Origin of the sequence: Henriciella sp. (genome assembly GCF_029936995.1) — a bacterium.
Lineage (GTDB): Bacteria > Pseudomonadota > Alphaproteobacteria > Caulobacterales > Hyphomonadaceae > Henriciella.
In genome coordinates, this window is record NZ_JAPYRE010000004.1 from 418,930 (window position 1) to 436,594 (window position 17,665).

Consider the following 17,665-nt stretch of genomic DNA (forward strand, 5'->3'; position numbering starts at 1 on the left):
CGTGGACCTTTCAGATTTTGCATTCGACCTTCCAGAAGACCTGATTGCGCTGCGCCCGGCGGAGCCGCAGGATTCTGCCCGCCTGCTTGTTGTGCATGGGGATGGCCGGCTGGAAGATGCCTCCGTGCGGGAACTGTCGCACTTTCTCGAAGCCGGGGATACACTGGTCTTTAATGATACGCGCGTCGTACCGGCCGCACTGAAAGGCGTGCGCGGTGCGCGCGATGCTGCTGGCAGTGATGTGACGGTGGACGCGAATCTTGTCGAGCGCACGGGCCCGGCGAACTGGCGCGCACTGGCCCGGCCGGGCAAGCGGCTGAAGCCCGGTGACCGGATCGTGTTCGCCGATGAGTTTGCCGCCGAAATCACAACCAAGAGCGATTCAGGCGAGATCGAGCTGGTCTTCAATCTGTCCGGTCCTGCGCTTGATGAAGCCCTTGATGCGCACGGGGCCATGCCGCTGCCGCCTTATATCGCGCGGCGCCGTGCTGCCGATGCGCAGGACAGGCAGACCTATCAGACCAGCTTTGCAGGGAATGAGGCGCAGTCGGTCGCTGCGCCGACAGCCGGCTTGCACTTCACACCACGTCTGCGCGGCGAAGTGCAGGCGGCGGGCATTGGCAGCGAGATCGTGCGCCTGCATGTCGGCCTGGGTACATTCGCGCCGCTGAAGGAAAGCCAGCTGGCAAGCGGTCGGCTGCACGAGGAATGGCGCCATGTCAGCCCGGAAGTTGCCGAACGCCTGAACGCGGTGCGCACGGCGGGAAAGCGCGTCGTGCCTGTCGGTACGACGGCGCTGCGCACGCTCGAAAGTTCCCTGGCGCCGGACGGCAGGCTGACAGCGACGATGGGGCCGACGGACATTTTCCTGAAACCGGGAGACCGGTTGCATGTCACTGATGCGCTGGTGACAAACTTCCACCTGCCGGAAAGTTCGCTTTTCATGCTCGTCTGCGCGCTGATGGGGACCGATGTGATGCAGGCGGCGTATGCACACGCGGTCAAGGAGAAGTATCGCTTCTATTCCTATGGCGATGCGTGCCTGCTGCTGCCGTGATCCGCATCCGTCTGGTTGAACGCTTCAGAAAAACGGCTAAAGCGCGCCCATGACAACGTTTCCCTTCAAGATCAGCGCACGTGAAGGCGCGGCACGCACTGGCACGCTGCAGACGCCGCGCGGGGATATCCGCACGCCTGCCTTCATGCCGGTGGGCACAGCCGGAACGGTGAAGGCGCTCTACATGGACCAGGTGGAGCAGGCCGGGGCCGACATCATTCTCGGCAATACCTATCACCTGATGCTGCGGCCCGGCGCCGAGCGGGTGAAGCGGCTGGGCGGACTGCACGCCTTCTCCGGCTGGTCCGGGCCGATGCTGACAGACAGTGGCGGCTTCCAGGTCTGGTCGCTGTCGCAGCTGCGCAAGATGGATGCTGAGGGCGTAACCTTCCGCAGCCACATTGACGGCTCCGAACACAGGCTGACGCCAGCACGCAGTATCGAAATACAGGCCGACCTGCTGGGGGCAGATATCTCCATGCAGCTCGATGAGTGCACGGATTTTCCATGCAGCCACGAAGAGGCACTACGCAGTCTCGAACTGTCTCTGGACTGGGGCGGCAAGAGCCTCGAGGCGTTCGGCCATCGTGAGAAGCAGACCCTCTTCGGCATCGTGCAGGGCTCGAATTTCGAGGATTTGCGGGAACGTTCTGCCAAAGGTGTGGTGTCGCAGGGCTTTGGCGGCATCGCGCTTGGCGGGCTGGCTGTTGGTGAGGGCCATGAACAGATGTGCGCGACCATCGACATGACCGTGCCGCACCTGCCGGACGCGCTGCCGCGCTATGTCATGGGCGTTGGAAAGCCGATTGATCTGGTCGAAAGCGTCGCGCGCGGCATCGACATGTTCGACTGCGTCCTGCCGACCCGCGCCGGCCGGCATGGGCAGGCCTGGACCTGGGACGGTCCGATTAATCTCAAGAATGCGCGGTTCAACGAAGACCTCTCGCCGCTGGATGCGGCAGTCGAGTGTCCGGCAAGCCGTGATTATTCAAAGGCTTACCTGCATCATCTCATAAAGTCCGGCGAGTATCTCGGCTCCATGATCCTGTCCTGGCACAACACCGCCTTCTTCCAGGCGTTGATGTCTGAAATGCGCAACGCCATTGCCGAAGGCAGATTCGAAAGCCTGCGTGCAGAACTCAGTCAGCGGTGGGAGGCAACGAAGTCGTCTCCAAAAGGCTAAAGCCTGTCTTTACCTGCTCGAGGCGCTCGCTGTTGCGGGCCTGAAAGGCTCTACGGGACGGTGGAGTGTCGGCCTGAGATCAAGCGGCACATGAGGTCTGCCATCAGCGGTCTTTGCCTGCTGACCGGGCTCAGCGGGCGCGTCGCACTTTTTCACCACATTGAGGGCCTTGAGATAGGTACGCCTGTGGGCGCCTCGCTCCTTGGCGTTCTTGACCCTTTTCTCGTGCGCCTTGGCCCCGCTCAATCGCCTGACCCAGCTCCTGTAAGGAATAATTCCACCGGCTTCATCGGCAATCATGGCGAGCAGCCGTTCCGAGCTTTCTTCGGCAGCACGTTCACTCAGGCTTGAACTGCCATCTTCCTGCGGGCTGGCATCCCAGTCCGGGCCGAGAATTTCGTTCAGGGCTGCGATCTGGCTTTTGATCTCCGTGCAGCTCATGTCGACGGAGATGTCATAGGGGTTGCTGATTTCTTCGAGCGCCTGTGGAATTTCGTCGCGCCTCAGGTTCAGGTCTTCAAGCGGTGTGAGCGCTGCATCGGTGATGCCGGAGCGTGTCTGCTGGACAGCATTTCCTGCTGCTGCGCCGACAGTCTTGCTGGCACAGGCCGTAATAAGGGCAAGGCCTACCAGTGAGGAAAGCACCGTCTTTTTCATGCCTGGTATTTGAACCGAACATGCGGGCAAAAAAATGACGTCAGCTGACCTGCAATTCACCGCTTCAGGCGCGTTGACGTTGCAGGCGCACCCGGCTAGGTAAGCCGCTTCGGCGCGCCCATAGCTCAGTTGGTAGAGCAACTGACTTTTAATCAGTAGGTCACAGGTTCGAATCCTGTTGGGCGTACCAAAATATTTCGATAAATCAAGGAAATGGAAATCGCCCATTATGGGGCGATTGGAGCAAACCGAGTCGGGGACACGCTCGGGGACACGGGAATCAGGTTCCCGAGCTTATAGAAATCTTGGTCTGAGAAATTTCTAGGCGTTTGCCGATTTGGCGGCTGTCGGCTCAAGTGGGATCAGGAGCACCACTCGGCTGGGTTCTGTTTCTGCCGCCGGACGGATGCTCAGCGGAAGGGAGCTTTCATATTAGTCTGATCTCACCCAGTCGGCAGGAACGATTGTCGTCTTGCAGGCTGATACGAACACTCTGGCCGATGTTAGGAGGCCATTCTTCGACGTTGTGCAAAGCGCTTTCGGATCATCTTCCAGAACCTCGGCAAACGTGCAGACCTCAACAACATCCCCATCGTTGAAAAGCGTGACTATCTGCCAGGAGAAGTCTTCCTTATCCAGGGAAACCAGAATCGGCTCTGTGCCTTCGGCTTCAGCGCTGTGCCAGCTGCCCGAAAAGTGTTTCCAACGATAGGCTATATCCCCGGTGTCCGTATCTAATTCAAAGATACTCATGCCATTTGGAATGCCATCTTTGCCCCAGCCTGCAACCTCCGGGTTATCCGCATACAAGCCTTCTGGCGCGGTGTAGACATGGCCGCTGGACATGCCGCATTCCATCTGAAGAATGTCAGCATGGGCTTTCCCGAATATGCTGAAAAGCAGTGCAGAAGCTACAACAATCGCGCCGGAGTGCATTCCCATGGGATTTCCTCAGTGGACGTTTGAACGGAGCGTGAGTGTCACCGGTTTGATCTGAGATACGAAACCCGTTCAGGAATGGACATCGCATCGACGCGCCGCTTTTCGTGCGGGGACAGTGACGCATACACCTGTTCAATCGACCGCTCGTCTGTGGTGGGCGAAGCGCGCTTGGCGGGTTTGTTCGAGATGCTTGAAGGTGTATTCATAGCTGAATGTGCTTGGCGGGCAGATGCGGACGCAACAGACGCGGGCGTAATTCGCGCAGCCAGCTGCTCTGCGTTAAGCCCAGCGGCTTTGCCGTACCGCGTCATGATCTGACGCACACTCAGAGCGTTCGACGCTTCGGGAGTCCCTTCCGAGACGAATTTCACGACAAGGTCGGTGCGGGGCTTTTCAGTTTCATACGTCTGGCCGGGATTGATGGTCGTTCTGGACGTGGAATTACCGGAGACGTTTGTGCGTGCATTGCCGCTGCACCATGTGGAGCCGCTGCCATAGCCGTAGCCGAAGGAATTACAATTTGCGGACCCGCTGGTATAGCCGGACCCGGAATAGCTGGTATCTGTCGTAACAGTCGCGGGTGTCGTATGGTACGACGTGTCCGCCCATTCATCATAGTCTAGGATCATGAAAAGGCTGTAGCCATTCATCCTGGCCAGATCAGCGGCGCGCACCATAGCGATAGCATTCGTTTTCTGTCGCGAGGTTAATCCATTGCCGTAAGCTTGGATGCGATAGGTGTCGCGGGCGAGGGGCGTTTCATTAAAGCCGCCAAACGCGCCCCCTTCGGTGTAGGTGGCGCAGCCCGTCGTCAGCGTGAGCGCGATTATGCTAATGATAGCGTTTTTCATGTCCAGCCTCCCGATTGGTAGACCAAACCTACCATACTAACGTTAAGGTTATATGTGGCAGGAGCTCCGAATTGTTGGCGTTTGACTAACCCTTCGTGGCGTAAAGAATGAGAAACGTGGCCTGTGCGTGTCCCCGCAGTGTTTTGAGCGAGAGTGAGGGCCCGCAGGCACTGGGTCATCGACGCGCGATTCGCTGTTTTTAAATCAGTGCACAGCCATAGAAAGTCTGACTTGCCGGTAGAACCTTCAATTGGGTCACAATCGCAAGAGCAACTACGGCCGTACTTAAGTAAGATACTGGTCTCCCAAGCAGCCTATTAGCCCGCTCTGCTCTCGGCACAACGAAATCAGACATAGGGGTTTACGCTAGTATCGATACAGCAGAATACTGCTCTAGCCTTTATCGGTAGGGAGAATGAAAATTCATGACGATGGTAAAGACTGCTGAACCTTATCTTTTCCGATTTGCGACGAATCGAAAATGCGAGGGGCCGGAAATGGAGGGGCGCTACTGCAAGAATAGGCAGCTCTGGGTCATCGACACCGCTGAAGGTGCGCGGCCGATTATAGAGGCCGCTTCCGAAGCTATCGCGGCGACCCAAACCAAAACTATGACTCAGGTAGAAGCTGACGATGACGATCAAAGCCGCGGTGCGATGATGGAGACCTCGACTTTCACTAGGGTCCGACAGGAAAGTGACGATAATGACGCTTCACTTGGTTTGCCCGAAATCCAAACAAAGACGGACGTTCAGCAGGAAACTGACGATCAGATCGGTAGCGTTGTTTGAGTTGACGCAGAAGCTCCTATGATTTTGCTCGCTACGAACAAGAGAGACGTGACAACCGACTTTATCGTTCGGGAGATGGAGCGCCAGAGGTTAGAATTCTTTCGGCTGAACGCGGAAGATATTGCGTGTTATCGAGTTGTGATACCGGATGGCGACCCAGCAAACCTACGACTTGAGTTTGAAGACAGGAAACTTGAGCTAAGCACGGTCCGATCCGCTTACTATCGTCGCCCACAAGCCCCCACCTTCGATGAGTATCGTCGTTCAACCGCAGAATATCTACAAGCTGAGTGGTCGGCTATTCTGCGTACTATCTGGAATGCGCTAGAGGGGCGTTGGTTGAACAGTCCCTTCTCTATTCTGAGGGCTGAGGATAAGCCGCGACAACTATCCCTTGCAAAGCGCTCAGGTTTTAAGGTTCCTGAAACGCTCGTTACCAATCATTTCGGCAGCGCCACGGCCTTTGGTGAGCAAAGTTCTGTAGTGGCTAAGCCTTTACGTCACGCCCTCATCAACGATGGTGAAGCTGGAAGAGTGATCTTTACATCACGTATCGACACTTTGGACAAAGCAAACAGTACCGGCATCGAAATGGCTCCCATTATCTTTCAACAAGAGATTCCAAAGAAGCATGACGTCCGAGTTATCGTCGTTGACAAACAAGTTTTTGCGGCAGCAATACACTCACAAGAGCGGGAAGAAACAAGTACTGATTGGCGAAAGGGTGTCAGAATGGATCTTGAGCACCGGTCTATTGGTTTGCCACAAAATGTGGCACAGGCCTGTGTGTCCATCACGAAGTCACTAGGGCTACGTTATTCGGCAATCGACCTAGTAGAAGCGTCTGACGGCGAGTTCTGGTTTCTTGAGGCCAACCCGAACGGTCAATGGGCGTGGATTGAGCAAAGAACTGGCGCCCCAATAAGCGCGGCTTTAGTCCAGGCTTTTTTGAGATGAGCTGGGCGAAGTGGCTGGATGCCGTATTTCCGTACATCGAGCCTCTAACTGCGGAGCAGAAAAAAACGCAGAATGACCTTTTGGAAAAGGACATCGAGGCGATACGCTCGGCCAAGTTCATGGATGATGGAGGGCAAGCGCTAACTCAAGCCCAATACGTTGCTGCCGCGGAGATTGAAAGGGTTAGGGTCTCGGAGAGCAAGGCAACGACCTATTTGGCGGTTCTTGCAGCTTTGGTGCCGCTCGTCATTACTATCCAGGGAGCGACATGGGATAACAAGATCGGCCCAGCACCCGAAGCTTTCAAGTTAGCAATCTTGGCGGTTGCGACGCTCTATGTGGCGGCAGCCGGCTATCATGCCTTTAAGACATTGCAGGTGTCTGGCTTCCAGCGCGTTGGTGAGAGTGAAGTAACAGATGCTTGGCAATCGTCTGAGCCGTTGCCGCGCTTGACGCGCAGCACGTTGCTGGCATCTCGGAGATCACGAAACGCAGTCAACGCAAAAATCACGCGGATTAAAGTTACACATCAACACCTTCTTAGGGCCTTCGGTGCGTTCATTCTTCTTTTGCTTCTCGATCCAATTTTCTACGCTTCGGGTTTTCAGAACAAGAGTGTGAGGACCTCAACGTCAGTAGAAGCCGAAGAAAGTCAGGCCATTCGATCCACAGTGGTACCAGATGTCTCCAATAGGGAGCCTTCTCTGGATGAGAATTCTTCGACTAATAAGTCTTCAAATCGACGCCCCAGCTGTTCAGAGCGGTCAATGCTACCCTCTCTCGAAGAGTTGGATGCAGAACCCGATTCTAGCGATCCGAATCTGGATTGTGATGATGACGGTCACTGCGCCAATCAACTTAACCAAGAAAGCAACGTCCAAACAGACGACTAAGTTCGGAGCTGGCTGAGCACCGATATGGCGAAGCTGTTGTCGCAAATTTTCTGAAATTTTCGATTTTTATCTGCATCGCCAATCGGCCCCCTACAAACCACACCACTGATCGCCACGAAGGGTGCCCCCCCCGGCCCCTGGGTTCGGTTCAGTCTGTCAGGGAAAACTCTGCATCGATAACGCGCTCGTCCTCTGCATCAGAGATATCCAGTTCGGAAATAACGTCCTCAATCGTGCGTACAGTGTGATCAACCTTCCAGCGCGATGCAATCGGTCCGTGGCCCCGATCAATCAAGTCCTTAGCGGCTGACAGTCGGGTTGCGGCAGGCGTTTTCTTGTCGGCGGCGAGGTCCACGAGCACAGCCACGCCAAGCGTTGCCGCCGCATTCAGCCGCCGTGTCAGCTCATTCCGCAGAGCTTCCAGCACCTTAGGATTTCGTAGCAGCTCATGACCGCGAACACGCGCCGCTGCGCGGCTGGTCTGCGCATAGCCCGCTGCCTGGGCAGCCGTGGCCGCTGCGCCCGGCCCGCCGCCGCTCTCAGCGTATGCGATCACAAACGCCGATTGCCGCTCTGTCAGGCCATCAAACGTTACGCGTGTCTCTTCCTTCGGTTCGGGCAAATTCCTAGACATAATGGGCCTCTCTTCCCCGATGGCGGGGTGTATTGGTGCTACGGCGGAAGGCAGGACGGGAATGACGGGTGCAGTGGGCAAACCTTTGCCGTCTTGGGTTGGTGGCCACACCAAAAAATTCTTCTTGTTGAAAATCTCCCGTCATTGCCGTCATGCGATCCGCCTTTTCAGCGATTGTGTTAGCGGTTTGAGTTGCAGGCCAGTGAGAGCCCTGTGCCCATCGGCTCTGACAGCTTCTACCTTTCCCTGGCTTGCAGCGATAACCCGCTTGCTGAAAGCGGCGGCTTTCGGTGTTGTCCGCTCATTGTATCCGTTGAGACTTGCCCATCGCTGGAAGTCCTCGTGCAAGTGCGCTGTCGCAATGGGTGGTCCTTGAACGTAAGAGCATCTTTCCGCGAGCCATGCCTGCACGATATCGGATGTGTGCGCCCACTCCCGCACGGCGGCGCGGCTGGAATCAAGCGGCGTCAACCCGCCGCGCTGAATGACGCGGCTGGCCCCCTCAACCGCCCAAGCAATGAGATTGTCGCCTTCTTCGGCGCCAATGCGCTGCCCAATCCTCGCAATCCGCTCTTCTTCGGGAATGGTCCTGTTGAATTCGAGAATGGCGAGACGCCTGATGACCCCTTCGTCCATGCCGCCTGAAAAGCCGGGCAGGGTGTTCGTTGCAAAGAGGTGCATGGCCTGTGGCTTGAAGCTCAAAGCGGGCGCATAGACTTCGCGGCCTGTCACCACATCTCCCGTGATGACCGCCTTGAACACGTCGCTTGTTATCGCCCTGCCTGTCCCGAGTTCGGAACAGACGTTCAGGGCTTTGCCATTTAGCTCGATCAGCTTGCGGTCGTCCCCAAAATCACCAGGCGGAATGCTGGAGACTGCATGTGCCGGGAATAGGGCGCGGAAGAGTTCAAGGACTTCGCTTTTGCCGTTTGCAGCTGTAACGCCGTGCAAGACAATCGCCTGCGGCGCTGTCTGCTCCGTCATCTGTCCAAGCATGGCGAGGCCAAGGCATTCCTGAAGGAACAGCTTCTTGTCTTCGTCGGCTGCGAAGCAGCCATCCAGCAAAGTCGTCAGAAGCTTGCTCTTTTGGACCGGGCCGGGCGTCCAGGATGCTCCAAGCACGAAGCGCTGACGCTGTTCAGGTGTGTGGGCTGCAATCGATGCTTCGCCGTCCTTATCGAAAGAGACAAATCCGTTCTCGCAGTTCACACCTGCGGGTGGGCAGTCAAAAAAGCCGTCCTTGTGCGCCTGGTCCTTCAGGATGGACATGATGCTGTCGGCCTTGGGGGCAGATAGCTTGAGCGTGCCTTTCTGTCCGAATGCTGCACCGTCGAACTCATAGATGGCTTTGCGAATGCTGACCTTTGCAATCGTCTCCCAGACTTTGCCATTGAACGCGTAGAAATATCCTTCGGTGTAGACGATTTCGGATGTATACCGCTCGCAGAGCTTGAGGTGGAGCGCACTGGCCACTTCGACATCGCTGCCGGTCATGATCCGCGAAAGGAAGGGGTTCACCGGGGAGGCGTGTTCCAGCAGCGCTTCCAGCGCGTCTGCGCCGTTACGAACGAGGAAGTCATCAAGCCCCTGTTTTGAGCCGTCGTCGCAGTTCGGAAGATCGACAATCCTGACTTCAGCCCCGCGTTCAACGAGCAGTTTGGCAAGCGCACGCTGAGCATGGCCGATGTGCGGGTTTGTGGCGGCGTCGCTGTCAAATACGATCCAGATTGATCGGCCTTCCCACTCAAACTGCTCAAGTTCGCGCAAGAGCTGGCCATCGCGTTTAAAGCACCATACGCCGCTGAGCCCGATTGTTGGGAAGCCGTCCAGGCAAGCCTTTAAAGCCTTCTTTTCGCCCTCGGTAATGAGCACCGGTTCCTTAGGGCTTGTCGCAATATCAGCCCAACGGAACATGCGGGTCATAGGGAAGTAGGCGTGAACGCCGCTGCCTCCTGCCTGAACGTATCGCGGTAGGGGCTTGCGCACAAAGCCACGCTGAGCGCTGTCAGCAAGATACCTCAGTCGATAGAATGGGCGTGTCCCATGTCGGTGCTCAAACTGCACGGGATCGCCATTGATGTCGTGGTAAGCGAAAGCGAGCGCTGGCGCGTTGGCAAATCCCGCGTCAAGCGATCGAGCATTCGCGCAGGGGAAAATGCCCGCATGTGCTGCGTCAGCTTCCGTGATGCCGCTGTCCTTTAAATGTGCACGCGCTCGCTCGAATAGGGCGCTAGCGTCGTTGTCGTTTCTAGGCATAGTCCCTCGCAGTCTTGGAGCGCGCAGCCAGATGACGCATCAACGCACCATAGCGGATATCGAAATCATCAAGCGCGCGTGCTGCGGCTTCTTCGCCAAACAGTTCAGGCACCACGGTTGTGGCCTCATAGAGCGCGCTGGTGATGTCGCAGGCGTCGCGGTAAACTTTCTCGATCATGTATTGCTGAGCGGATCGAGAAATCAGATTTGGTTCCTGTTCAGCCCCCGACATCGCATTCCAGTATCTGCTGCACGCAATTTCGCGGCATAGTTCGATGAGTGCGTGGGAGGCCCCCTCTGCCGAAATTTCCGATAAGCGCCAGCGGGATTCGTGCTCTGAGTAGGCTAGCAAGCCCACAGGTTCGTCGTTTTCGACTGCCCAGACGAGCCTCTCTGCCGTCGTTGAAAAGATGCCAACGGCTAGGCTTTCAGGCAGGTCTCTGACGGGCTTTCCCGCCTTGAGCCTGGCCGCGATAAATGAGGGGAGTTGATACCGGCTGAGAGTCACGACGCACCCCCAGCATGGGCAGCGCGCTCTTCGATCCAGTCATTGATGTCCTGCTCGCGCCAGCGGACGGCTGAACCAATGTCTCCTGTGCGGAGCGGTTGTGGGAACCGGCCTTGACGGACAAGTCGCATGACTGAGCCGGGATGCAGATCGAGAAATTCTGCAACGGCAGCTTTGGACAGTAGTTTCTGTTGCATATTGGCCTCCTTTTCAGAACCAAGGAGGCGAATATTGCACGTTAGATAGCGCGAAACTTCTTACTTAATCTGCCGCGTTCTTTTGCTCTGTCTCGACTTTCGAACAGAATAAGAGTTTGCATTTGCCCGCAGCGCCTCTGGCGCAGCAGCGTTTTTAAGATACTGCTTAATATCGGGGCTGCGTTTCAATTCGGGGTCATCCACCCACTTCTGCATGAGCATGCGAGCCACGGCTTCCCAGCCCCGTTTTCCTTGCCCGCTACCAATGAAGGTTGCGATAAATTCGTCAGCGAGCCGGTCTGCATCGGCTTCGATGTTTTTCGCGATGATTGCTATACGATCATCATGGCCGAGTTCCGAGAGTCCGGAGCGCTCGCAGAATTCCGCATTTTCTGCCGGACCTGTTGCGAGGTCTTTGGCGCGGGCTCGTATGTCAGCTGAGATGCACGTCCGAACACACCTTGGCGCGAAATCAACAGCAGCCGCATAGACGTGGGCACCGATTGTGACCGGGCCGGGACGCCGACCCGGATTAGCATTGTGCGGTGAATTCAATGCGGCTCGGATCATCAAATCCGCAATCCGAAGTTCGTCCATGCCGAAATCGTCGTACTTCTCACCGCTTAGAAGAGCGTCCCAGAGACTGCGAAGTCTTTTTTCGCGTCGATCCCAGCGAAGGCTGCATGCGTCCTCCAGTTCTTGCACAAATTCAGAGCCCGATGCGCCCAAGTGCTGCGCGGCATCAGAAGCTGCGACATAGGCCAACACAGTATCATCTCCATTCGGATCGGTATCGCTCCAGCGTTTCGGATCGTCCCAAGCGTCAGCGCACTCCGCAAGCAAATCAGCGGGCTCGGGCCACAGGTCCGCAAAGTCCTTTCCCTGATTGTCAGTCACTCAACTGCCCTCCTGCTTATTGGAACAACATTGGCCGGTTTCGGTTGGATAATCCGGTTGAGCAGTGCAGCCAGTGCTTCAAGTGCCTCGCGCTTTTCCTCGACATAGGCGTGCCGGTCATAAACACCGGCAACACCGGGAATAGCGTGGCCAAGCACTCGCTCAGATATGTCGGGACTCACCCTGGCGCGTGACATGAGCGTGCGACATGTGCGGCGTATGTCATGCACGGTCCAGTGGGGTAGGGGCTCGCCGTCGCGGGACTCGGTGATAGCCGCATCGAGAGCCGCTTTCAGCGCCGACCAATTGGCCATTTGCTTGGACGGGTCTCTCTGGGCAGGGAAGACGAGGCTGGACCCGTCAATTTCTGGCTGGGCGTCCACAACTGCCTTAGCCTCCGGCGTAAGCGGCACAAATTGCGGGCGCTTACCTTTGTAGACGGCGGCGGGGATTTCCCAGACGCCATCTGCTCCAATCTGCCCGCACTGCATTTGCGCGACTTCTCCGAGCCGTTGTGCGGTGTAAAACAGTGTCTTGAGCACCGCCCCATAGGTGCCGGTCAGGTGTGGCCAGATGAGCCGGATTTCTTCGTCACTGAGAACGCGGGTTCTTGCCCGGTCCTTCGGCTTTGTCCGGGCCATCCCCTTCACGATGGGAGAGACAAAATCAGGATCGCGCGTGGCATGCCAGTTCATCAACTTGCGAAGCTGAGCGAGAACGCGGTCTGCCATAACCGGTCCACCATAGGTCTTGCCATCCCGGCCCTTGAAGGCACCCGCCTCGATCTGATCAAGCCGTTCCACAATTTCCGGGCGTCGTATCTCATCAATCTGTCGGTCCTCCCAGCCGGGGCGAAGGTAGAAATCGACAATGCGCTTGTTTTCCGCATAGCTCCGGTTCCGAGCGGCGTGCTTTTCAAGAAACAGGTCCGCCACAGCGCCGAAGCGGTCACGCGCCTGCTTCTCGGCTGCGGCCTGAGCGGCAGCTTCATCGCTGGACCTGTCGCGCCGAGGGTCCACGCCACGTCTGCATGAGCCAACAGTTTCCACCGCCCATGTGCGGGCCTCGGCCAACACGCTGATATGGGCGGGGCTCTCATAAGTCAGCCGGATGGGCTGCTTCTGACCTTTGATCCGCGCGCGCACGATAAAGCTGCGATTGCCCCGCGCTGTGATCCTGAGGACCAGCGGAGACAACGAGTCACGTATCTCGACGCGCCCCGATTTCGGCGGACGCTGTTCAAGAACGGCCGGGGTCAAAAGTTTCCGGTGCATTTTCGCCTGCCCCCTACTACGGGGACACGCACGATGCACGAATTGTGCCACTCAAAGGTGTGTCCACCTGAGCAGAAAAGTTGGCTAGTATTTAGAAAAAAGCAAGCTATTACAGAGAACTATTTATCATCACTGTTCAGTTGTGTTCAACGATGAGAAATAATGATAAGGATGCTGACGTAACTTTTAATCAGTAGGTCACAGGTTCGAATCCTGTTGGGCGTACCATCTACCTCCCGGACGATCCGGTTTCCCGAAATCAGATAACACCCTTTCTGGGGGTGCAGCAGGGCGCTAGGCTCGCCGCATGAGCCACGCCATTGTCACGCCTGAACAGATGTATGCAGCCGAGCAGCGTGTGTTCGATGCAGGCACACCGAGTTTTGACGTGATGAGAGTGGCGGGTGAAGCGGTCGCAGACCGTCTGCATGAGGCATTTCCCGCAGGGCGTATTCGCGTTCTGTGTGGGCCGGGCGGCAATGGCGGGGACGGTTTTATTGCCGCACACCGGCTGCGTGAGCTGGGCCGCGATGTTGATGTCTATCTGCTGGGCAGCCCAGACAAGCTGAAAGGCGACAGTGCGCGTGCCTGCTCGCTGTGGAATGGCCCGGTCCACGGGCTTGATGATGCGGTCGGCATGGCAGCGGACATCACACTGGATGCATTGTTCGGGGGCGGCCTGTCACGTCCCTTGAAAGGGGCTGCTGCCAGCCTGGCCGAAGAGCCGGGCACGGTGGTATCTGTTGACGTGCCCTCCGGCATAGACGGTCTGACGGCTAAACCCATTGGTCCATGCTTCACCGCAGACCTTACCGTCACATTCGCGGCATTCCGGCCAGCCCATGTGCTTTCACCGGGGCGGGGCCATTGCGGGAAAGTGCATGTTGAGGACATTGGCGTGCCAGTCAGCCAGCAGGTCCGGATCAACCATCCGTCTATCTGGCTGGATGATGAAAAGGCGAGTGACACCGGGCCGGGAGCATCTGCCCCGGAAATGAGATTCTATGGAGAGGATGCGTTCGACCAAACCTTTCCGGGGAACATGCAGGACGCGGACAACCGGATAGACGCTGTCATGCGCGCTGCCAAGGTGGCGGGTGGCCTGATCGTGTTAGCGGCAAAAGAGACCCTGATTGCAGAGCCTGATGGCAGATGCGTTGTCGATCTCAGTCTCACTGGTGGTTCAGTGAGCAAAACCTCATTCAGAACAGCGTTTCAGGAAGCCATGCTGACGGGGCTCCCGCCGTTTGAAGCAGCCTGCAAGGCGGCTCAGGCCAGTTTGCGGTCATAAGCACGGCTACCGGCCGGTTGCAGACCGGGCAGCTCGATCTCGCCGAGATTCATGGCCCGGCGATAGACCTGCACCGTGCGAGCGCCAAGGCCCTCGCGGGTCCAGTTCGCGGCAAGTTCATGCCCTTTACGACGGCAGGCCAGTTGACGCGGCCTGTCGGCCTGAAGTTCCAGCACGGCCTCTGCGATGTCTTCGGGCGAGCAGCTATCTGCAAGTATGCCACAGCCGCTGCGTTCAATGTATTCGCGTGCTGCCGGGTCATCTGCGCTAGCGACAAGTGGGCGGCCAAAGGCTGCAGCTTCGTGATAGACCGAGCCGAAGGATTTATAGTGCGATGGTGCGAGAATGCACTGACAACGGGCAAGGACATGCCCCATCGCCCGGTCCGGCAGCCGGCCGTAATCGTAGATCTGGTCACGGGCAGCCTTGCTGAGTTCAAGCTCGGCGACGGCAGTTTCCAGATCACCTTTCTCAAGGCCGACCAGATGAAGTTCCGGCGCTGGCTTGCTCTGACGGGCCAGCCCATCGACGATCCGGTCGAAAGCAAGCAGCGTATCGTGAAAACCCGAACGGCCACTGGCATCACCTATCCGGGCCAGGCGCAACCGGGCATGCGCAGGCGGGAATGGAGAATTATCGCCAATGCGCGAAAGCTGTGGGTCAACCGAAAGGGGGGTCACAGAGTGAATGTGACCTGGCTTGATATCATACCAGTCCCGGATCATGCTCGCATGTGCGCGGCTGTTGGAAATGACAGCATCTGACCTGGCGATGCAGCGAGCCTCCATGCCACTTGCAACATAGGCCGATAGCCTGGCGCGCCAGCCCTGTTCCTCGGCATTGTCCAGCGCATATGGCGTCGTATTGCGGATGACGATGGGCAGACCACAATCCATCAGCATGGCTGCAGGGGCGCCATGGTTGGTCGATTCAATGATATCGAACGGGCGGCGGGCATGCTCTTCATGTACACGTTCGCGGAAAGCTGCGGCCGCGGCGACGTGATCAAGGCCTGGTACCTTGCGCATGAGACGCCTGAGCCCTGTAATACGTCCGGCGCAACCGATAACTTCAATACGCTCACTATCCGTGCCGACGCGGTCCTGCCTGTCCATGGTAAAAACGCGGACATTCGCGCCATGCTGGGCCAGGCTGTGGGCGACTTCGCAGGCAACGCGGCCCTTGGCCGTCGGGATCGGCGGATATTCCCAGGTCAGCAAGGCGACTTCGAGAGGCGGTTGCTCCTGCAGTCCGTCAATCGGGGCCTTTGCGGCGGAGTCGATATATTGCAGCTCTGTCATGATTACCCAAACGCAAGGAAGAGCTAAACGGTTGCATGGGGTGACCGCATTGCGCCTGGATCATGTTGCTCAGGGAACACACCTGCGATCAGCGGCGTCGGCTCGCGCTGCTGACAGCGTCAGGATAAATGCTTGTATAATGGATGTTTTATCCCGCTGAAGTCCGGTCCGCTGTGCCGGGCTGCGTCTTGCGCGCTGATCGGGTAACCCTTCCGTGAGCAAAGTCGGGAGCGCGCGAATGGGGGTGGTCCGTAGTATCTGAGCTGGCCTGCCTTGGTGGATTGCGCGTCCAGATCCGGTTTGCCTTTTACGGACGGAGCGACTAAATCGCTTATCCCGTACAGACGGCGCGCCCATAGCTCAGTTGGCAGAGCAGCTGACTCTTAATCAGCGGGTCCGAGGTTCGAATCCTCGTGGGCGCACCACCGTCACTATTACAGATCACGGCTTTCGGCCTCTGGTCCATTCCCACTTCCATTCCCACCTTCATTCCCACTTTTGTCACCCTGATGTTCTACGAGCGCGGTATTTCCGTCTCGCCATTTCGAGTATCAGCTCGTCTTCATCGTGCAGGTAATGGTCCAGAGACTTACTGTCCTTGTGGCGGCTGATGAGCTGTAGCTCCCGGTCCTGAAAGCCGTACTTCCGGAGCGCGGTCAGCCCGCCATGCCGGAACGCGGCGAAGGTAACATAGCCCGGTAGCTCTGCCGCTTCCCTGACGGCTCTAGCCTGGACGGCCTGATTGTTGATCGGGTACAGGCCCTTCGTGCGCTCAAGGGTCACGGTGTCGATGTGCTGGCGGCGGAAGACAAGATCATCCGGCTCGCCTTTCGGGCAGTGATTAATCAGCGCGACCAGTTCGGGAAAGAACAGCTCTCCCGTCTCCGGGTCCGCTATCGGTATCCATGCGCCGTTCTTCCGCTTGCCTGCATGGACGAAACAGTGATGCGGGTGGTCATCCGGTCGCCAGTCTTTCCAGCGGAAGTCACGGAACGCCTCTGTGGGCCTGACGTGCAGATCCCAGACGAGTTGCGCGGCAGCGGCCACCGCTGGCTCGCCCATAGCGATTGCCTTGGACGTGAAACTGGTAAGCTGGCCATAGGTGGCGTGCTTCGTCTCCTGAGCGGTGTGTGAGAGCTTCATGTCCGCGAAGGGGTTTTCCAGCGGGATTATATCGTCATGCTGGCGGTAGGCCGCAGCCCAGCACGTCTTCATGATGGTCATGGCCTTCTGTGCCTGCCGGGAGCCGCTTTTCATCATTTCGCGGTAGAGCTTGTCAGCGTGGCGAGGGCGCACCTTTTCGCACGGCATATCCTTGATCGGCTTGCCGTTCGTCGTGATCGACATGGCGGCGATCTTCTTCAGCACCCGGTCATAGTCCCGCTGTGTCTCTTTCCGGTTGTCATTGAAACGGTCAGTCTTCCGGTACACGTCCATCATCCAGCCAACGGTTCCGGTATCACCGCGCTCACGGACCACGCCAGCGCGCCAGTTGTATAGATCGGCGTTCAAGGCCTTGGCTCGCTCCACCGCTCGCCCATAATCCTGTCCAAGCGGCACAGAGGCGGGTGTGAAGCCCCCGCGTATATCAGCGGTACGCGGTGCCCAGTAATAGCCGACACGGCCTCCTGAGAGCGTCTTTGTCTTTACATAGGGTGGCAGGTCTTCGGGGTTCATGGTCACGCTACGTCCCACTCGTCTTCGGCTTCCGGCTCGGCTTCGGCCAGCCTTTCGATTTCCCGGTCCAGATCCACCTTGCGCCATTTCTTCCGCTCCCCTGGATGATGCACAGCGGGAGGATATAGACCACGGCCTACCGCTTTAAGGAAGGCAGCAGCCGGGTTCTTGCCCGTAAATCCGAGATAGTCAGCCGCCAGCGGCGCAGGCATAAGCGCGGGCCACGGGCGGATGATAACCACGGAAGGATCGGGCCGGGCGGTCATTGGGGGATAGGCCCTCCCCAGTCCATGCAGCCA

General features: G+C 57.6%; 19 protein-coding genes and 2 tRNA genes. 9 read left to right on the forward strand and 12 right to left on the reverse strand.

The features are described from left to right. Position 1: 1 nt before the first annotated feature. Both queA and tgt read left to right on the forward strand, forming a co-directional pair. A complete protein-coding gene (queA, locus tag Q1K31_RS11475) occupies positions 2-1,057 on the forward strand; it encodes a tRNA preQ1(34) S-adenosylmethionine ribosyltransferase-isomerase QueA (RefSeq protein WP_300379508.1) in 1,056 nt (351 codons plus the stop codon). Positions 1,058-1,106: 49 nt separating this feature from the next. Beyond that, positions 1,107-2,240 (forward strand): tRNA guanosine(34) transglycosylase Tgt, encoded by a 1,134-nt coding sequence (tgt, locus tag Q1K31_RS11480; RefSeq protein WP_300379510.1) that lies wholly within the window; start codon positions 1,107-1,109, stop codon positions 2,238-2,240. Positions 2,241-2,249: 9 nt separating this feature from the next. Here the strand turns inward: tgt and Q1K31_RS11485 are convergent, their stop codons facing one another. Further along, entirely contained in the window at positions 2,250-2,897 is a 648-nt protein-coding gene (locus Q1K31_RS11485) for a hypothetical protein (protein WP_300379512.1), read from the reverse strand. Between the two features lie 114 nt (positions 2,898-3,011). Here Q1K31_RS11485 and Q1K31_RS11490 point away from each other — a divergent pair. Continuing rightward, positions 3,012-3,087, forward strand: a tRNA-Lys gene (locus Q1K31_RS11490). Positions 3,088-3,329: 242 nt separating this feature from the next. Here Q1K31_RS11490 and Q1K31_RS11495 read toward each other — a convergent pair. Beyond that, positions 3,330-3,839, reverse strand: a complete 510-nt coding sequence (locus Q1K31_RS11495) for a hypothetical protein (RefSeq protein WP_300379514.1) — start codon at positions 3,837-3,839, stop codon at positions 3,330-3,332. Positions 3,840-3,877: 38 nt separating this feature from the next. Further along, on the reverse strand, positions 3,878-4,690 hold the full coding sequence (locus Q1K31_RS11500; protein WP_300379516.1) for a hypothetical protein: 813 nt from the start codon (positions 4,688-4,690) through the stop codon (positions 3,878-3,880). A gap of 425 nt (positions 4,691-5,115) precedes the next feature. On the opposite strand from Q1K31_RS11500, the gene Q1K31_RS11505 reads away from it, so the two are divergent. From Q1K31_RS11505 to Q1K31_RS11515, 3 genes are read left to right on the forward strand one after another with little or no spacing between them, the layout of a single operon-like run. Beyond that, positions 5,116-5,481, forward strand: coding sequence for a hypothetical protein (locus tag Q1K31_RS11505; protein WP_300379518.1), 366 nt, complete (start codon positions 5,116-5,118; stop codon positions 5,479-5,481). 18 nt (positions 5,482-5,499) lie between these two features. Further along, positions 5,500-6,438: a hypothetical protein gene (locus Q1K31_RS11510; protein WP_300379521.1), complete on the forward strand. Its 939-nt coding sequence runs from the start codon at positions 5,500-5,502 to the stop codon at positions 6,436-6,438. Beyond that, a complete protein-coding gene (locus Q1K31_RS11515; RefSeq protein ID WP_300379523.1) occupies positions 6,435-7,331 on the forward strand; it encodes a hypothetical protein in 897 nt (298 codons plus the stop codon). Before Q1K31_RS11510 ends, Q1K31_RS11515 begins: the two co-directional genes overlap by 4 nt. Before the next feature lie 148 nt (positions 7,332-7,479). Here the strand turns inward: Q1K31_RS11515 and Q1K31_RS11520 are convergent, their stop codons facing one another. Both Q1K31_RS11520 and Q1K31_RS11525 read right to left on the reverse strand, forming a co-directional pair. Then, a complete protein-coding gene (locus tag Q1K31_RS11520) occupies positions 7,480-7,965 on the reverse strand; it encodes a terminase small subunit (RefSeq protein ID WP_300379525.1) in 486 nt (161 codons plus the stop codon). A gap of 150 nt (positions 7,966-8,115) precedes the next feature. Then, entirely contained in the window at positions 8,116-9,879 is a 1,764-nt protein-coding gene (locus Q1K31_RS11525) for a phage/plasmid primase, P4 family (RefSeq protein WP_300379527.1), read from the reverse strand. A 129-nt stretch (positions 9,880-10,008) separates the two neighbouring features. On the opposite strand from Q1K31_RS11525, the gene Q1K31_RS11530 reads away from it, so the two are divergent. Further along, positions 10,009-10,167, forward strand: a complete 159-nt coding sequence (locus tag Q1K31_RS11530) for a hypothetical protein (protein WP_300379529.1) — start codon at positions 10,009-10,011, stop codon at positions 10,165-10,167. A gap of 46 nt (positions 10,168-10,213) precedes the next feature. On the opposite strand, the gene Q1K31_RS11535 is transcribed toward Q1K31_RS11530, so the two are convergent. From Q1K31_RS11535 to Q1K31_RS11550, 4 genes are all read right to left on the reverse strand, one after another. Then, a complete protein-coding gene (locus tag Q1K31_RS11535; protein WP_300379531.1) occupies positions 10,214-10,399 on the reverse strand; it encodes a hypothetical protein in 186 nt (61 codons plus the stop codon). Positions 10,400-10,725: 326 nt separating this feature from the next. Beyond that, complete coding sequence (locus Q1K31_RS11540; RefSeq protein ID WP_300379533.1) at positions 10,726-10,926, reverse strand: helix-turn-helix domain-containing protein; 201 nt, start codon at positions 10,924-10,926, stop codon at positions 10,726-10,728. A 60-nt stretch (positions 10,927-10,986) separates the two neighbouring features. Further along, a complete protein-coding gene (locus Q1K31_RS11545; RefSeq protein WP_300379535.1) occupies positions 10,987-11,823 on the reverse strand; it encodes a hypothetical protein in 837 nt (278 codons plus the stop codon). Then, positions 11,820-13,097 (reverse strand): tyrosine-type recombinase/integrase, encoded by a 1,278-nt coding sequence (locus Q1K31_RS11550; RefSeq protein WP_300379537.1) that lies wholly within the window; start codon positions 13,095-13,097, stop codon positions 11,820-11,822. Before Q1K31_RS11550 ends, Q1K31_RS11545 begins: the two co-directional genes overlap by 4 nt. Positions 13,098-13,404: 307 nt before the next feature. On the opposite strand from Q1K31_RS11550, the gene Q1K31_RS11555 reads away from it, so the two are divergent. Then, complete coding sequence (locus Q1K31_RS11555; RefSeq protein ID WP_300379539.1) at positions 13,405-14,388, forward strand: NAD(P)H-hydrate epimerase; 984 nt, start codon at positions 13,405-13,407, stop codon at positions 14,386-14,388. On the opposite strand, the gene Q1K31_RS11560 is transcribed toward Q1K31_RS11555, so the two are convergent. Next, the gene (locus Q1K31_RS11560; protein ID WP_300379541.1) at positions 14,367-15,689 is read right to left on the reverse strand and encodes a glycosyltransferase family 4 protein; all 1,323 of its coding nucleotides are present in this window, start codon (positions 15,687-15,689) and stop codon (positions 14,367-14,369) included. The genes Q1K31_RS11555 and Q1K31_RS11560 overlap by 22 nt on opposite strands. Positions 15,690-16,038: 349 nt before the next feature. Here Q1K31_RS11560 and Q1K31_RS11565 point away from each other — a divergent pair. Next, positions 16,039-16,114: transfer RNA gene (locus Q1K31_RS11565), tRNA-Lys, on the forward strand. Between the two features lie 76 nt (positions 16,115-16,190). On the opposite strand, the gene Q1K31_RS11570 is transcribed toward Q1K31_RS11565, so the two are convergent. Both Q1K31_RS11570 and Q1K31_RS11575 read right to left on the reverse strand, forming a co-directional pair. Beyond that, complete coding sequence (locus Q1K31_RS11570; RefSeq protein ID WP_367187572.1) at positions 16,191-17,372, reverse strand: hypothetical protein; 1,182 nt, start codon at positions 17,370-17,372, stop codon at positions 16,191-16,193. Beyond that, on the reverse strand, positions 17,369-17,632 hold the full coding sequence (locus Q1K31_RS11575) for a hypothetical protein (RefSeq protein ID WP_300379543.1): 264 nt from the start codon (positions 17,630-17,632) through the stop codon (positions 17,369-17,371). Before Q1K31_RS11575 ends, Q1K31_RS11570 begins: the two co-directional genes overlap by 4 nt. Positions 17,633-17,665: the final 33 nt, after the last annotated feature.

Coding starts and splice junctions, on each gene's coding strand:
- Q1K31_RS11530 (WP_300379529.1), top strand. CDS start 10,009: ATGTCGGTGCTCAAACTGCACGGGATCGCCATTGATGTCGTGGTAAGC.
- Q1K31_RS11515 (WP_300379523.1), top strand. CDS start 6,435: ATGAGCTGGGCGAAGTGGCTGGATGCCGTATTTCCGTACATCGAGCCT.
- Q1K31_RS11520 (WP_300379525.1), bottom strand. CDS start 7,965: ATGTCTAGGAATTTGCCCGAACCGAAGGAAGAGACACGCGTAACGTTT.
- Q1K31_RS11540 (WP_300379533.1), bottom strand. CDS start 10,926: ATGCAACAGAAACTACTGTCCAAAGCTGCCGTTGCAGAATTTCTCGAT.
- tgt (WP_300379510.1), top strand. CDS start 1,107: ATGACAACGTTTCCCTTCAAGATCAGCGCACGTGAAGGCGCGGCACGC.
- Q1K31_RS11505 (WP_300379518.1), top strand. CDS start 5,116: ATGACGATGGTAAAGACTGCTGAACCTTATCTTTTCCGATTTGCGACG.
- Q1K31_RS11550 (WP_300379537.1), bottom strand. CDS start 13,097: ATGCACCGGAAACTTTTGACCCCGGCCGTTCTTGAACAGCGTCCGCCG.
- Q1K31_RS11555 (WP_300379539.1), top strand. CDS start 13,405: ATGAGCCACGCCATTGTCACGCCTGAACAGATGTATGCAGCCGAGCAG.
- Q1K31_RS11495 (WP_300379514.1), bottom strand. CDS start 3,839: ATGGGAATGCACTCCGGCGCGATTGTTGTAGCTTCTGCACTGCTTTTC.
- Q1K31_RS11525 (WP_300379527.1), bottom strand. CDS start 9,879: ATGTTCCGTTGGGCTGATATTGCGACAAGCCCTAAGGAACCGGTGCTC.
- Q1K31_RS11560 (WP_300379541.1), bottom strand. CDS start 15,689: ATGACAGAGCTGCAATATATCGACTCCGCCGCAAAGGCCCCGATTGAC.
- Q1K31_RS11575 (WP_300379543.1), bottom strand. CDS start 17,632: ATGACCGCCCGGCCCGATCCTTCCGTGGTTATCATCCGCCCGTGGCCC.
- Q1K31_RS11535 (WP_300379531.1), bottom strand. CDS start 10,399: ATGATCGAGAAAGTTTACCGCGACGCCTGCGACATCACCAGCGCGCTC.
- Q1K31_RS11485 (WP_300379512.1), bottom strand. CDS start 2,897: ATGAAAAAGACGGTGCTTTCCTCACTGGTAGGCCTTGCCCTTATTACG.
- Q1K31_RS11510 (WP_300379521.1), top strand. CDS start 5,500: ATGATTTTGCTCGCTACGAACAAGAGAGACGTGACAACCGACTTTATC.
- Q1K31_RS11500 (WP_300379516.1), bottom strand. CDS start 4,690: ATGAAAAACGCTATCATTAGCATAATCGCGCTCACGCTGACGACGGGC.